The 16,550-nt window shown below is 45.0% G+C and carries 10 protein-coding genes; all 10 read left to right on the forward strand.

Annotation, left to right across the window (positions count from 1 at the left end; all coding sequences use genetic code 11):
• Nucleotides 1–34: 34 nt before the first annotated feature.
• The 10 genes from VM932_RS12215 (at nucleotide 35) to VM932_RS12260 (ending at nucleotide 16,490) form a co-directional block, all read left to right on the forward strand.
• Nucleotides 35–3,559 (forward strand): TonB-dependent receptor, encoded by a 3,525-nt coding sequence (locus VM932_RS12215; protein ID WP_326279069.1) that lies wholly within the window; start codon nucleotides 35–37, stop codon nucleotides 3,557–3,559.
• Between the two features lie 16 nt (nucleotides 3,560–3,575).
• A complete protein-coding gene (locus VM932_RS12220; protein WP_326279070.1) occupies nucleotides 3,576–4,955 on the forward strand; it encodes a RagB/SusD family nutrient uptake outer membrane protein in 1,380 nt (459 codons plus the stop codon).
• A gap of 197 nt (nucleotides 4,956–5,152) precedes the next feature.
• Complete coding sequence (locus VM932_RS12225) at nucleotides 5,153–6,040, forward strand: PIG-L deacetylase family protein (protein WP_326279071.1); 888 nt, start codon at nucleotides 5,153–5,155, stop codon at nucleotides 6,038–6,040.
• A gap of 50 nt (nucleotides 6,041–6,090) precedes the next feature.
• Nucleotides 6,091–7,347 (forward strand): MFS transporter, encoded by a 1,257-nt coding sequence (locus VM932_RS12230; RefSeq protein WP_326279072.1) that lies wholly within the window; start codon nucleotides 6,091–6,093, stop codon nucleotides 7,345–7,347.
• Nucleotides 7,347–8,201, forward strand: coding sequence for an ROK family protein (locus tag VM932_RS12235; RefSeq protein WP_326279073.1), 855 nt, complete (start codon nucleotides 7,347–7,349; stop codon nucleotides 8,199–8,201). The genes VM932_RS12230 and VM932_RS12235 overlap by 1 nt, the downstream gene beginning before the upstream one ends.
• A gap of 13 nt (nucleotides 8,202–8,214) precedes the next feature.
• Nucleotides 8,215–10,878 (forward strand): exo-rhamnogalacturonan lyase family protein, encoded by a 2,664-nt coding sequence (locus tag VM932_RS12240; protein WP_326279074.1) that lies wholly within the window; start codon nucleotides 8,215–8,217, stop codon nucleotides 10,876–10,878.
• A gap of 69 nt (nucleotides 10,879–10,947) precedes the next feature.
• Entirely contained in the window at nucleotides 10,948–12,390 is a 1,443-nt protein-coding gene (locus VM932_RS12245) for an SLC13 family permease (RefSeq protein ID WP_326279075.1), read from the forward strand.
• Between the two features lie 339 nt (nucleotides 12,391–12,729).
• On the forward strand, nucleotides 12,730–13,890 hold the full coding sequence (locus VM932_RS12250) for a multiheme c-type cytochrome (protein WP_326279076.1): 1,161 nt from the start codon (nucleotides 12,730–12,732) through the stop codon (nucleotides 13,888–13,890).
• 165 nt (nucleotides 13,891–14,055) lie between these two features.
• Nucleotides 14,056–15,777: a GMC family oxidoreductase gene (locus VM932_RS12255; RefSeq protein WP_326279077.1), complete on the forward strand. Its 1,722-nt coding sequence runs from the start codon at nucleotides 14,056–14,058 to the stop codon at nucleotides 15,775–15,777.
• A gap of 5 nt (nucleotides 15,778–15,782) precedes the next feature.
• Nucleotides 15,783–16,490: a gluconate 2-dehydrogenase subunit 3 family protein gene (locus VM932_RS12260; protein ID WP_326279078.1), complete on the forward strand. Its 708-nt coding sequence runs from the start codon at nucleotides 15,783–15,785 to the stop codon at nucleotides 16,488–16,490.
• Nucleotides 16,491–16,550: the final 60 nt, after the last annotated feature.

Raw genomic sequence — 16,550 nt, forward strand, 5'->3', positions numbered from 1 at the left:
AAAAAACAATTACTAACTAACTACAAATTTAATTATGAAAAAAACCAAAACAATGCGTGCGTTGGTGCCCAATTTGTGCAAAAACATGATGTACTGCCTTTTTTTGCTGTTCATGTTTGGACAGGTCAGTGCAGCTTCCTGCGCACAGTACGATAAGGTTGCCAAAAGTTTTGATGACACCAAACTGGGTGATGTTTTCGAAACCATTACCAAAACCACCGGGTACAAGTTCTTTTTCGAAGCTTCCGAAGTCGATCTTGACAGAAAAATTTCCATCGTTGGCGAGAACCTATGTGTGGAAGACTTTTTTAAGGAAGTCTTTAAGGATACCGATCTGACCTTCGAAATTATTGCAAGGCAAATTGTCATTAAGAAAAGGAACAGTGCCGCCCTTAAGAATTTGGTTCCCCAACAAAGGACTGGAAATGAAAAACCTCAAACCAATCTTACAGGTCTTGTGTTGGACGAATCCGGGATTCCCCTTGCCGGCGCCAGTGTTGTGGCAAAGGGGACCAGTGTAGGGACTACCACGGATTTTGACGGTAACTTTGAGATAGCCATGCCCATGGGGACCACAATCATCCAAGTTTCCTATATAGGGTACAGATCAAAGGAAGTGAACGTATCGGGACAAACTTCCGTAACAGTGACCATGGAAGAGGATGCGGCTGCTTTGGAAGAGGTGGTCGTGGTCGGCTACGGTACCTTGGCCAAAAAGAAGGTGACAGGTTCCGTGGTGTCCGTATCCTCGGAAACCATTACGGAAGTACCTGCACTTACACCGGAAGCAGCGCTTATCGGCCAAGTATCGGGAGTGCAGGTTCAAGAGGTTTCCGGTGAGCCTGGGGCGGCCCCCAATATTAGGGTAAGGGGCTCAGGGTCCATTTCGGCCGGAAATGACCCCTTGTTCGTTGTTGATGGAATACCTATTTCGCGCAACCTGACCTCTTCCAGCCAACTAGGGGGCGTGGCCAATAGACGGTCCACTTTTCAGCCTCCCACCATCAATCCCTTGGCTACCTTGAATCCCAACGACATTGAATCGATCCAAGTATTGAAGGATGCCAGTGCCGCGGCCATCTATGGCTCACGTGGCGGTAATGGAGTGTTGCTCATAACAACGAAAAAAGGATCGAACGGGGATGAGGGAGTCTATTCGTTCGATTCCTATCTAAGCATGCAGTCCGTTGCCAACAAGCTGGATTTGATGAATGCGGAGGAATTGATAGATTTTACCAGGGATGCAAGAAACAATGCATATCTGCAATCGGTTGAGGGAGCCTCCATCGACGACCCGATAGGTCCGGGGGAACGGGGCAATGGAAATTATGAGATGCCCGAATCCTTTTTGAACTGGGATGGGACCGATACGGATTGGCAAGATCTTTTATTTAAAACAGGGGTAGTTCAAAGCTATAATTTTTCATATGCCTCACCAGTTAAAAACAAGACCAGCTTTTATGCCTCCACGGGATACTTTTCCCAGACCGGTATTATTGAAAAGGCAAAATTTGAGCGTTATTCCGTCTTGCTTAATTTGAATTCCCAACTATCGGAAAAGTTGAATTTGGATCTCAGGTTGGCGCCAACGGTGACTGAAAACCAAAGGGTTCCCGCTTCATCCCCCTATTTTGCCACACCTCCGGGTATTGTTTATTCGGGAATCGTGCACTCGCCCACGGTGAGTCCCTATAACCCCGATGGTACCATCAACCAGTTGAACAACCAATCTTATTTGGGCAGTGGGACCACCACTGCAAGTAATCCTTTGGCCATAATCGAGGCAGTGGACGATCAAATTTTCCAATTCCAGACCCGGGGAACCCTTGGGCTTACCTATGATATTCTCCCTGAACTAAGTTTTAAGACCTTTGGAGGGGTGTATATCAACCTGTTCAACCAGGACTTTTATCGTGCCAACACCCTATTATATCGAAATTCGGCGGACGGCAATCCTTACGGGCAGGCATCTTCCTCTACCGAAACCAATTGGTTGTGGGAGAACACCCTTAATTGGAAAAAGGAATTTGGAGACCATTATTTTGATGCGGTTTTGGGATATACCGCCCAGAAGGATAATTTGACCTTGAAACAAGTACTGGCCAATAACTATCCCGATGACTTGGTGCCGACGGTAAGCGGAGGACAGGTTTTTGGAGGGACATCGGTAAAGGAACAGTGGTCTTTGTTGTCCTCCCTCTTTAGGGTAAATTATAGTTACAAGGACAAATACCTATTTACCGGAACATTCCGTTCCGATAAATCCTCAAGGTTTGGCAAAAACAACCAAACGGGCTATTTCCCTTCCTTTTCAATGGGGTGGAGGTTGAACGAGGAATCGTTTCTGAAGGACTCCGAGACCATTTCCGAACTAAAACTAAGGGCAAGCTGGGGTCAAACGGGAAACTTTGAGATTCCCAACTATGGGGCCGTTGGTCTATTGTCGCCCCAAAACTACAACCTAGGGGGAAATGAGATCAACGGATTGGTGCAAAGCACCATTCCCAACCCGAACCTTACCTGGGAGAAATCCGAACAGTTTGATGTAGGTATTGAATTGGGTTTGTTCAATAATAGGGTCTTTCTATTGGCGGATTATTATGATACCAAGACAAGGGACCTTCTATTGAATGTGGCCATATCCTCGGTTTCAGGCTTTGAGACCACTTTGAGAAATCTTGGAGAAGTGCAGAACAGGGGTTTTGAAGTTGCCTTGAGTACTAAAAACTTTGTAGGTGACTTTACATGGAACACCGATGTTAATTTTGCTGCCAATGCCAATGAGGTACTGGCTTTGAACGAGGGCAATGAACCCATCTATTCCTCCGGAAGTGCCGGTGTGAGGCACGTTACCCGTGTCGGCGATCCCATTGGCAGCTACTATGGTTATGTGGTGGACGGCATTTACCAATCCCAAGGGGATATCGATAGTGCACCTTTTGATACCCAGGCACCAGACCCGGCACCGGGCGACTTTAAGTTCAAGGACATTGATGGTGATGGGGAGATAACCCCGGACGATAGAACGGTGACCGGAAGTTATTTTCCGGATTTCACTTGGGGCATCAATAACCGGTTGACCTTTAAAAATATCGATTTCAGCTTTTTGATCCAAGGGGTTGAAGGAAATGAAATCTTGAACCTAACCTCTAGGCACATGAAGAATGGAGAGGCCAATTTTAACTCCTATGCCATATTCAATGAACGTTGGAGGTCTGCATCCGACCCCGGCAATGGATCGATTCCGCGGGCGGACAGGGTGTCCGGTAACCACGGGAACAATAACCGCCCTTCTTCATTCCAGGTAGAGGATGGTTCCTATGTCCGCCTGAGAAATGTGACCTTGGGCTATACATTGCCGACCGAAAAGTTTTTCGGGAGCAAGATTCAAAGACTTAGGTTTTATGTTACCGCTACCAACCTCTTTACCATGACCGATTATCTGGGCTATAACCCTGAGGTCAGTAGTATTACGACGAATAGTTTGACACCGGGAGAAGACTACGGAGCATTCCCTTTGACCAAGTCCTTTACCATGGGTGTAAACCTAAAGTTTTAATCTAAACACGGAAAAAATGAAACGAATTCTATATATCATGCTATGTACGGCCCTTTTTGCCGGATGTAGTGAAGACTTTACCGATCTCGCCCCCATATCCAATAGAAACGAGGCTGATTTTTACAATGCCCCCGAAGACTTCGAGGTAGCTATCAATGCCAGCTATGCCGGACTGCAGAGCACAGGGGTTTATGGTCGCGGTTATTGGACCATGTTCGAGATGCGCAGCGACAATACCGACCAGGGCCCTGATGCCACTGGGCTTGCCCGGCAATATACCGAGATCAATTCCTTTACCGAGGATGCGCTCAATGAACAGATTACCTCTGCCTGGAGCGAGTCCTATAGGGTAATCGCGAATTGCAATGTTATTTTGGACCGTATCCCCTCCATAGCAATGGATGCACCGCTCCAAAACAGGATTACAGGGGAAGCTTTGTTCATCCGTTCCTTGATCTATTACCATTTGGCCATCGGCTTTGGAAATATCCCATTGCAACTTACCCCATATATCAGTGGGGATCAACTGGTGCAGGTCGATGAAATTACCGTTTTGGAACAGTTGGTGACCGATTTGGCCACGGCCGAGGAAAACCTGCCCGTTTCCTACTCAGGTAGCGAGGTGGGCAAGGCGACCAAAGGAGCGGCGGCCACCTTGTTGGCCAAGGTTCACTTGACCCTGGGGAACAATGCGGCAGCGGAAACGGTCCTGCGACGGATCATAGCTGATTATGGGTACGAGTTATTGCCCGATTACGCCGATTTATGGGGAGTTCCCAATGAAAACAACCCGGAATCGATTTTCGAGGTACAGTATATCAGCGGGGGCATCGGACAGGGCAGCCTTTTTACCAATGACTTTTCCCCTAGTACCGATTTGCAAACTGGTTCTGGATTTGGCCGAAACCGACCAACTGTTTCCATGCAGGAAGCTTATGAAGAAGGAGATTTGAGGTACGAGGTTTCCATGGGAGCTACCTATGTGAATTTGGACGGGGAAACCGTGGAGGCCAGGCATATCAGAAAGTACCAATCCGATTTGGCCGTGGAGAACGATTCCGATACCAATTTTGTGGTCTTTCGCTATGCCGATGTATTGTTGATGTTGGCAGAGGCCCTCGGGGAAACACCTGAAAGTTATGATCTGATCAATACGGTCAGGAACAGGGCCGGTCTTGCGGATATCGATGCATCGACACCGGGCACGTTTGAACAAAAACTCTTGCATGAACGAAGAGTGGAACTGGCCTTTGAAAACCATAGGTGGCCCGACCTAAAACGCTTTGGTGCAACAGGCCTGGTCCCCGATGCCGAAGCCTTCATTACAAGTACCCGGCCGTATTTCTTTATTCCACAAAGGGAAATGGATATCAATCCAAATTTTGTGCAAAACTAAAAGCGTTACACCAGAAAGAAAGTGCATGTTTTCATTCATTAAGTTAGTTTGATCGAGCCCCCTACCATGGATTACCTACTTAGTACTATGCGCCAATCGATCTGATGCTTGTTTGAAACAATGGACCAAAAGCTTGTCCCTGTGATGATAGGCACTACAATTGTAAAATTTTAACAAATCAAATACCCAATAAAATAATGAAAAAATTAATTATGGCCCTTTGTTTATGCGCTGCATTTACAAGCCTTCAGGCCCAACAAAAAAAAGTCTTGAACATTTTGGCCATTGGGGCACATCCCGATGATTGCGATTCGAAATTTGGTGGCACTGCCGCGCTATTTGCCCAAATGGGGCACAAGGTAAAATTCTTGGCCCTTACCAATGGTGATGCCGGTCATTATGCCATGGGAGGGGGCGTTTTGGCCAAAAAACGCAGACAAGAGGCCAAAGATGCCGCCAAAGCTTTGGGAATCGCCGAATATGAGGTGTTGGACAACCATGACGGAGAGCTCTTCCCCACCTTGAACGTTAGGTTGGAAGTGATCCGTAGGATCAGGGACTGGGACGCCGATATTGTTTTGGGCCTTCGTCCAAATGACTATCATCCGGACCATAGGAATGCCGGGTCCGTAGTACAGGATGCGGCCTACATGAACATTGTACCCAATGTAGCTCCCGATACCCCACCTTTAAAAAAGAATCCTGTCTTTCTCTATATGAGCGATCACTTTAAAAAACCATATCCGTTCCAAAAGGATATCGCCGTTGTGATCGATGATGTAATCGATACCAAGGTAAAGGGATTGGCCGCCCACGAATCACAGATGTTCGAATGGTTGCCATGGACCAATGGCGTGGATGTTTCGACCATACCCAAGGGGGAACGGGAACGATTGGCTTGGCTCAAGGATAAGTGGATGAACCGAACTGCCGATGCCCATACCTTGGAAGCTGTCAAAAGATGGTATCCAAACCTCGATGTTTCAAAGGTAAAGCATGTGGAATACTTTGAGATATGTGAATATGGCAAGCAACCCACCGAAGAGGAAATTAAGGAAATGTTCCCCATGTTGGGAGCCAAATAGGAAAATAACCCCCAGGGAGTATCCAAAATCAAACAACCAACCCATTAACTATGGAGACCAGCAAGCCCACGACCAAAAAATACATTCACATTATTGCCTTGGTAATGATCGTATTTTTTGTGATATCCTTCATTACCAATATCCTTAATTCCATTATAGTGGATGTCAAGGAGAGCTTTGACCTGAGCCTTACCTTAACGGGCTTTTTGCCCTTCACGTTCTTTATTGCATATGGCATTATGTCCATACCGGCAGGCTTCCTGTCCGAAAAGTATAGTGAAAGGATATTGCTATCTGTTTCATTCTTGGTCATGGCGCTTGCTTCCCTGGGTTTTGCCTTATTTCCGCAATACGGTGTTTTTAGCATCACCCTCTTCGTTTTGGGTTGCTGCATGGCCGTACTTCAGGTTATTATAAATCCCATGTTGCGGGTAGCCGGTGGGGAAGAGCATTTCGCTTTCAACTCCGTACTGGCGCAACTGGTTTTTGGATCCGCCTCCTTCTTAAGCCCTTACCTGTACAAATATTTGGTTAGCAAGGATAACCGAGGGGATACCTTTGCCGAACTATTACGCGGATGGGTGCCACCGGATTTGCCTTGGGCATCCCTATACCTTGTGTTCGCATTAATTTGTTTGGTCTTGTTTATCTATGTCCTTTTTACCACCTATCCCAAGTTTGAGAAAACCGAGAAAGAAAAAGCTGGTGATACCAGTTCGTACTGGGATTTATTGAAGAACAAATGGACTGTTCTATATTTCTTGGGAATCTTTTGCTATGTAGGTACGGAGCAGGGTGTTGGAAACTGGATTTCGCAGTTTTTGAGCCAATATCACGGGCTTGACCCACAAACCGTCGGAGCGGATACCGTATCCTATTTTTGGGCCATGTTGACCCTAGGTTGCCTATTGGGATTGTTGCTCTTAAAATTTATGGATAGTCGAAGATTATTGATTTATGCCACATCCCTAACAATTATTGGCCTCGTTGTGGCACTTACAGGCTCGGCACAAATGGCATTGATAGGTTTCCCGATGGTAGGGTGCTCCATTTCGGTGATGTACTCCATCATATTTTCTTTGGCCCTCAATTCCGTCAAGGAACACCACGGGTCATTGTCTGGTATTCTTTGTACCGGCATTGCCGGGGGAGCCGTAATTCCATTTATTGTCGGGGGCTTGGGAGAACTGATGTCCTTAAAGTCCGGCATGTTCTTTTTGATTGTCCCATTGATGTTTATCCTATCGATAGGATTTTGGGCCAAACCTTTGGTGAACAACAAGACCATAAGCTTAAAAAAGGACTAGTGGAAAAAGCAAATAGTGCAGTTTTAGGGGTTGATGTAGGAGGGACCAAGATCAAAGCGGGAAGGGTATTGGGCAAGGAGGTGGTACAAAGCCATCTTTCCAAAGTAAATCGGATGGATGCAGCGGATACCACCCTCTCGAAATTATTTCATGTCATTGATGCGGTCCTGACCGACGAGGTAGAAGCTATTGGGATCGGGGTTCCTGCCGTGGTAGACCCGGATTTAGGTGTTGTGTATGATGTACAGAACATCCCTTCATGGAAAGAAGTCCCATTAAAGGCCCTTGTACAAAAGCAATTTGACCTTCCGGTGCACCTGAACAATGATGCCAATTGTTTTGCGCTGGGCGAGCATCACTTCGGGAAAGCAAGGCAATACAAGAATTGCGCGGCACTTTCTTTGGGAACGGGCCTTGGCATGGGCATTATCATAGAAAACAAACTGTACAACGGTGTCCTCTGTGGCGCTGGTGAAGTAGGCATGCTCCCCTACAAGGATGGAATCCTGGAACAATATGCGGGAAGTTTCTTTTTTGAGACGGCATATGGGGCGACTGCCAAAGACCTTTATCAAAAGGCCTTGGATAACAATGCAACTGCATTGACCGCCTTTGGGGAGTATGGGGCACACTTGGGAGAGGCCGTAAAAGCCATTCTTTATTTGTTTGCACCGGAGTCCATTATCCTCGGGGGGTCCATCAGTAAAGCCTATCCTTTTTTCAAGGAAACCCTTCAGGGAGCATTGGATTCCTTTGCCTATCAAAAACAATTAAAAAACTTTAAACTGGAAACTTCGGACTTGATGGATTCACCCATATTGGGTGCAGCCGCACTATGTCTGCAAAGTGAATAATATTTCTATACAAATGAGAATACTAATAACAGTACTGTTAGCCTGTTTACTGCTTAAATCCTGTGCCAAACCTGAAACATTGGGGAAACAACTCAGTATTACGGTGGAGAACAACAAAAAGGGAGCGCCCATTACCTTGGGGATCCCTTTCCCCAAGGGAGCCTTAAATTCCGTTGACCATTTACGGCTATTGACCTCCGATGGAACGGAAATTCCATGCCAGACTACAGAGGTCAGCAATTGGGGACCTGTTGACGATAGTATTAAATGGGTGTGGGTTTTCTTTTTTTCAGAGGATACCCAAGACTATGTTTTGGAATATGGGGACGGTGTTGTTCCAATGGTGCCCAAGGAGAAGATCATCTCAACCAACAATATGAGGCCTCAAGGCGGGATTGATGTAAACACTGGCCCGATATCTTTTTCAATCCATAAAAAAGGCAATGGCTTTTTAGATGAGGTTTTTTTGGATTCCAACAATGACGGAAAGTTTGATACCGAAGAATTAATAGCATCCTCACCAAAAAAGCATAGGGGGTCATTTCTGGATTTATTGGATGATTCGGGAATGGATGCCTCCAAAGCGGTAATCAATGAAGTGTTCAGGGAAAAGGGTTCCGGTCCCATGCATACTATTTTCCGGGTAGAGGGCACCTATACCTACAGCAGGGAGGACAATAATTTATCGCCATTTACCATTTGGTTGCACGCCTATGCAGGAAAGAGCTATATAAAAGTGTTGCACACCATGACCTACACCGGTATTCCGGACAAGCACAAAAAACAGGAGGGTCAACATGCCAATATTGCAACCCAGAACGACAAAATCATCACGGAGCATACTGAAGATGATATGGGATGGACCCAACCCAACGACCGGATAGCCGCCATTGGACTTCAGTTTAAATATCATTTGGATGATAATGTGAACGTTTCAATGCCCCTCTATCAAGGGTCTTGGGAAGACGATGGGGCAAATACGGTTTTGGAGGAAGTTGCTACTAATGGTAAGGCACCGATCCAATTATTGCAAAGGGGACCGGATAGGCGCAAAACCAACAGCTTAAGAAGCCTTTACCTTAACAACTTCAGTAAGGAAGGTGGGAACGAAGAGACCGAAAAGGATTTGGGATTTAAGGCGACCCTCACCAAAGGCGGTGCCCAAGTGGCCCAAGTGCAAAAGGCCAAAGGTTGGGTCAACGTGACCGATGGAAAAAGAGGTGTGGGCCTTGGTATAAAGAATTTTATGAAGGAGTACCCTAAAGGGATAGAGGTCGACCCCGCCAACAAGACCCTTTTGGGAAGTATTTGGCCCAAGGAAAATGGCCCGATGAACTTTGCCAGACACAATACGGAACCGGACGGGGGCATGCTGGACAATTTTGCGCAAGGTATCACAAAGACCACGGAGTTTGTCTATTATTTCCACGATAATGATGCTGCGGAATCCGTAGGGAAAAAAATGGAATATGTTATCGAAAGTCCCGTCGCGCACGCCACACCCAAGTGGTATACCGACTCAAAGGTTTATGGGAACATGGCACCGGCTTCCAAAACCCATCCAGAGTTTGAAAATGCACTGCAATACAGATTCCAATGGTGGGCCTATAACCAGAAACACGAACCATGGTATGGTATATTCGACTATGGTGATGGCAAAAGTTATTTCTTTAACGGGAAATGGGTGCAATGGACCAATAATGAACCAATGGTCGATTTTATGTTGTGGACCAATTTTATGAGGACAGGTGACCCCGAATATTTCAAATTGGCCCAGGCCATGAGTCGACACACTATGGATGTGGACAATGTCCATTGGCCGAAAAAGCGAACCTATTACGGTGAGGTCAACGATGCCATCGATTTTTGGAACTATGAGGACGAACCGGAATCAACCCCGTATTTGGGGATTGGCCGAAGGCACGCCAACGAACATTGGTACGCATTGCTCAGTGCCCACGTGTGGATACAAGGTTGGATTGCGGATTATTATCTGTCAGCGGACCATCGAGCTTTGGAGGTCGCAAAAATGACGGGTGATACCTATATAAAAAGGATTTGGGGCGAACACGACCTTAGGGGAAGACGCCTGTATTTATCGGTGTTAAACCTGGTCGAACTCTATGATGTCACCAAGCTCCAGAAATACAGGGAAGAACTGGACGAAAGGGTAGGGCTGATGCTGGAACTACAGGAACGACAAGGTGGCAATCTACTGCTTGATCGGTATGGGTATAGCCAAACCTATGTGGCACAGGGTCTATATAAATATCATCAAATAACAGGAAAGGGGAATGTGAAAAAAGCATTGTTGAAACATGCCAGATGGGTTCGTGACGTACCTCCCTTGAACCACGAAATGGAATCCTATTTAGCGACCATATACCCCTTGTTGCTGGGATATGAAATAAGTGGGGAAAGAAGCTACTTGGACGAAGCCATGGCAAGGGCTGAATTACTTAAAATCGGTGCGCTCCCCAAAAAACCCGAAGCCTATGAATCGGCCAATGAATACAGTGAAGACCTTTTGAAAATATCAAACCTACCCATGAGCAAGGGACGGTTTACCAATTGGCAGACCAATCAAGGCCTTAGGGTATTTGGTTGGACCCATGCCTACAATATACCCTATTTGTTGTATTGGATGGATAGGGAGCCTATGGAACGAGTCCAATGATCTTCAATAGGGGGTGGTGTGCCTTGGCACCGTCCCCTTTTTATTCGTGCACATAATAAAAAACAAAACATGTCATACAAGAAATTCGGCTTTGTATTGGGGCCGCTTTTGTTTGCCCTGGTCCATTTCTATTTTACGGGGGAAGGACTTTCCGGGGAAGGCCGTGATGTACTTGCAGCAACCTTATGGATCGGCGTTTGGTGGGTCTTTGAGGTAATCCCCATTGCGGCCACCGCCTTACTCCCCATAATCTTGTTTCCACTTTTGGATACCATCCCATTGGGTGATACAACGGCCAGTTACGGTCATAAATATGTCTTTCTATATATGGGAGGGTTTATGTTGGCCATGGCCATTGAGAAGTGGAACCTTCATAAAAGAATCGCACTTCAAATCATAAGGGCTATCGGAACGAATATGTATACGATAGTACTTGGTTTTATGGTTGCCACGGCATTTCTATCCATGTGGATTTCGAATACGGCAACTACGGTAATGGTAATGCCCATGGCAATGTCCATTATAAAGCAGTTGGGCGATAACCCCAATACCCTTAAAAATGAAACAGCGGAGTTTGGGAAATTATTGATGCTGGCCATTGCCTATGCCGCATCGATAGGAGGTATTGCCACCTTGATCGGTACGCCTCCCAATTTGGTGCTTGCCGGATTTGTCCAAAAAACATATGGGGTCGATATTGGTTTTTGGCAATGGATGAAATTTGGCTTTCCAATTGCATCGGTATTATTGGTGTTTGCATGGCTGTACCTGACAAGGCTCGCATATCCGATGGGCAAGGGACGGTTTCCAGGAGGGAAACAAGAAATTGATAGATTGTTACAGGAATTGGGCCCCATGGGCAGGGAAGAAAAAATGGTGCTTTCTGTTTTTGTTCTAACAGCTATTTGCTGGATATCAAGATCATTTTTATTGCAAAAATTCATTCAGAACATAGATGACACCATGATTGCCATTGGTTCCGCCATTTTACTTTTCATTATTCCCGCAAAGGGGAGGGGTCGACCGCTCATCCGATGGGATGAAGCCGTAAGGATCCCTTGGGGAATCATTCTGTTGTTTGGTGGTGGAATGGCAATTGCCAAGGGATTTCAAGATACGGGCCTTGCGCATTACCTGGGCGCTCAGATGACATTTTTCGATGGATTTTCACTGTTCGGTGTTTTGGTGCTTGTTATTGCATCCATCAACTTCTTGACAGAGGTTACATCCAATTTGGCCACCACGGCCATGATGTTGCCAGTTTTGGCACCCTTGGCATTGACCCTGGGGGTCGACCCCTTCATGCTTATGGTCGCTTGTACCACTGCCGCCTCCTGTGCTTTTATGCTTCCCGTGGCAACCCCTCCCAATGCTGTTGTTTTTGGGTCGGGTTATTTGCGAATTCCGGACATGGTGCGGACCGGCTTTTTTATGAACATCCTGTCAATAATTATTATGTCGTTTGCCGTTTATTTTTTACTTCCTTTAATCAAGGATTTTTCTATAAAGTAGCAAGTCTCGGAGCGGGCCATTCTATTCCCTAGTAATGATTGAATAATGGACAAGTAATGGGGCCAGCTCCAAAGGTGTCGGATTAACGGGTTGGGTTTAATTTATGGACCATTTTTATTAGATTTTTTCAATACAAGTGTTTTTGAATATTCTTCAGAATCGGTTTTTGCATTTGAAGTTTATTACCGTTTTTGGGTTGATAATTTCGCTTTGCCATAAAAATTGGTTTCCTTAGAGGAACCTTAACTTGTTTAATTCATAATATATCCATCTACAAAATTGATCAAAAGAGTCTCTATATTATGTTTGATAGCGGCCATGGCTGTTATAACTGTAATTTTGAGTATTCAAAATGAAGATGTAGGGGAATATAAATTAGTCCCACAAGAAATGCCGGTTCATTATAATGGTGATCGGTTTGCAGGCTCATCTTCCTGTATACCTTGCCATAAAAATATATACCAGACCCATTTGGAATCGTCACATTATAATTCCTCTTCGATTGTAAATGGGCAAACGCTAAAGAATCATTTTGATAACTGGTCCAACCAGCTAGAACTAACAGATGTTGAAGTGGAAATTGCTCGTGATGGACAGACTTATGTTCAAAATACGTATTCCAAGACAACGGGCGAATTGGTCGATAAATCCAGTTTTGATGTTGTAATAGGTTCTGGCGTCAAGGGACAATCCTATTTGACATTTAAGGGGGATTCGCTATTTCAGTTGCAGGCCTCATATTTTAGGTTGATAGATAGCTGGATAAATAGCCCGGGTTTCCCCAATCATAAGTATTCAAGGCCTGTTACTGACAACTGTATCAAATGCCATGTAACCTTTGCCAAAAACAAGAATTTTAGAGGCAATACCAATGTTTATGAAAGGGAATCCTTTATGTATGGTATAGACTGTGAACGATGCCACGGCCCATTAAAGGAACATGTGGATTACAGATCAGGGAACTTAACCGACAGTGAAGAAGACGTAGTTGTCAAAATAGACACATTGGGCCGACAATTAAAAATGGATATTTGCGTGCAATGCCATTCGGGCCTGCGTGCGATCCAAGTAAAGGATAATCCCTTTTCCTTTATAGCCGGCGAAAGATTGGACAAATATGCCAAAAACTACAACTTTGGAAGGCCAGAGGCTGAACTGGATGTACATGGTAATCAATATGGTCTTCTTAAAAGTAGTGAGTGTTACAAAAATTCAGCTACGATGAGTTGTACCACATGTCATGATCCACATCAAAATCAACGTGGGAATGAAGAACATTTTAATTCCAAATGTATCGAATGCCATTCAAGCCCGGAAAAGCTGCACACCACTCCCAACTTCAATTCAAGGGACAATTGCATCTCCTGCCATATGCCACTTTTTCCTTCTCAAACCATGAAAGTAAAGCTTGGGGATACAAACGAGGAAACATCGGTAAATATCCGAACACATCTGATCGGTGTTTACGTGGATAGTATTCTACAAAACAAGAAAACATAAAAGACCCAAAACCTTTCCAACAGAAAAAATCTCTTTGAATACTATATAAAACAAAGAGTGAAATACTATAAAATTCTTGAATTTAGAGCCTTTTTATTTTTAAATACGCAAATATTTTAGGTTGCCATAGTATTTTTCCAAAAATCATTTTAAAGGAAACCTATTATGCAGATAAAAGTAGCACCAGAATTATATGATGCAATCATAGTGGGTTCTGGAGCAGGGGGCGGTATGGCGGCCAAGCAATTGGCCGATGCGGGATTGAACGTTGCCATAGTGGAGGCAGGCCCATTTTTTGACCCTGCCGACCCCAAGACGATGACCCAGCTAAAATGGCCCTATGAATCCCCAAATAGGGGAGCGGGTACCACAAGGCCCTTCGGAGGTTGGGACATGGCCTATGGGGGATGGGAAATAGAGGGAGAGCCCTACACCCATGAGCCAGGCACTAAATTTGATTGGTTTCGTTCCCACATGCTGGGAGGAAGAACCAATCATTGGGGCCGGATTTCACTGCGTTTTGGGCCAAAGGATTTTAAAGGTAAGACGCGTGATGGACATGGTGAAGATTGGCCCATTGGCTATGAGGATGTAAAGCCCTATTATGATAAGGTCGATAAACTGATCGGGGTATTTGGCACCAATGAAGGATTGGAAAACGATCCTGATGGATTTTTTTTACCGCCTCCAAAACCTAGACTCCACGAGTTATTTTATATCAATGGCGCCAAGAAAGCCGGTGTGCCGGTTATACCGGGTCGCCTTTCAATGTTGACCAAACGGATAAATAACCAAAGGGGCGTTTGTTTTTACTGTGGACAATGTTCCAGGTCTTGCTCGGTATATGCTGATTTCTCATCTGGAAGTTGCTTGATATTCCCGGCACAAAAAAGTGGGGGAAGAATCAAAATATTTGTCAATTCAGTGGTGCGTGAAGTTACTACGGATGATGAAGGTAAGGCGACCGGTGTATCCTATATCAGTAAAGATGACAGAAAGGAATACAAACTTAAAGGAAAAGTTATAGTCCTTGCCGCTTCTGCTTGTAGTTCTGCCCGAATCCTGTTGAACTCAAAAAGCAAACATCATCCCAATGGCTTGGGCAATAGCAGCGACCATATAGGAAAATATCTGCACGATTCCACAGGAGCCAGCCGTTCTGCATTCATCCCGGGGCTGATGAACCGTAAAGTAACCTATAACGAGGACGGTACAGGCGGAATGCATGTGTATTCCCCATGGTGGGGAGATAACAAGAAATTGGATTTTCCCCGTGGTTACCATATTGAAATTGGTGGCGGGATGCGACAGCCAAATTATGGTTTTGGTTTCAATACCAATGAGTTCAATAAATTCTTTGGCTTAAATGTAGGAGGGTATGGGGATGTTCTACGTGACGATGTAAAGAAATATTACGGTTCGGTGATACATATGGCTGGACGCGGTGAAGGTATTGCGCGTAAAGAGAATTACTGTGAGATAGACCCCACTACGGTGGATAAATTCGGAATTCCTGTGCTCAAATTTAATTATAAGTGGTCCGACCTAGAGATTAAACAAGCCAAACACATGCAAGATACCTTCGAGGAAATCATCCATAATATGGATGGTGAACCCCTTGGGGATAAACCTACCGTCGATATAGACTATGGTTTGCTTGCCCCGGGAAGAATCATCCATGAGGTAGGAACAACGCGGATGGGAGATGACCCTAAGACTTCTGTAACCAATAAATTCAACCAATTGCACGATGTGGACAATGTCTTTATTGTTGATGCGGGTCCCTTTACATCCCAAGCCGATAAAAACTGTACATGGACCATTTTGGCATTGTCATGGCGAGCATCGGATTATATCATCGAACAACTTAAACAACAAAACATCTAAAATCAATGGACAGGAGGAAAAGTATACAAACCATGATCATGGGGGCTGGGGCCTCTGCTTTGGCCTTTTATGGCTGTAAGGCGGATGCAGAAATGAGTATCCCAAGTAAAATGGACACTGCACACTTTGGAAGAACCCCGGAGGAGTTGGAGCGAATAGGAAAATTGAATGCCCAAAAATTATTTTCGGACCATGAATTGGAGACCATTGCCGTTTTAAGCAGCATCATTCTGCCGTCTAAAGAACCTTATGGAGGCCCAATTGAGGCCAAAGTTCCAGAATTCATAGAATTTATTGCCAAGGATATCCCAGAATTCGAACTCACCTTAAAAGGTGGGCTGATGTGGCTCGATTACCAAAGCAACAAGCTTTTTGATCTGGAGTTCAAGAAGGCTGCGTTGGAGCAGCAAAAACAAATCTTGGATACCATAGCTTTTCATGATGCAACAGTTCCTTTGGATGTGCAACCTCTCGAAATTCAATTCTTTGCGATTGTGCGAAACTTAACCGTCACAGGGTATTACACTTCAAAAGAGGGTATTGCGGATTTGGGCTATAAAGGAAATCGACCAAACATATGGGACGGTGTTCCCCAAGATATACTGGATCAGCATGGAGTGGCTTACGACCCCGAATGGATTGCAAAATGCGTTGACCAGAGCAAGCGTAATATAATTGCGGAATGGGATGAAAATGGAAATCTATTGACTTGAAGTCTTGTCCTTTTGATGGCAAATGCTATAAAAACAACCGATAATGAAGTTTTAAGAAAA

It is taken from the genome of Flagellimonas halotolerans (genome assembly GCF_035818535.1).
GTDB lineage: Bacteria > Bacteroidota > Bacteroidia > Flavobacteriales > Flavobacteriaceae > Flagellimonas > Flagellimonas halotolerans.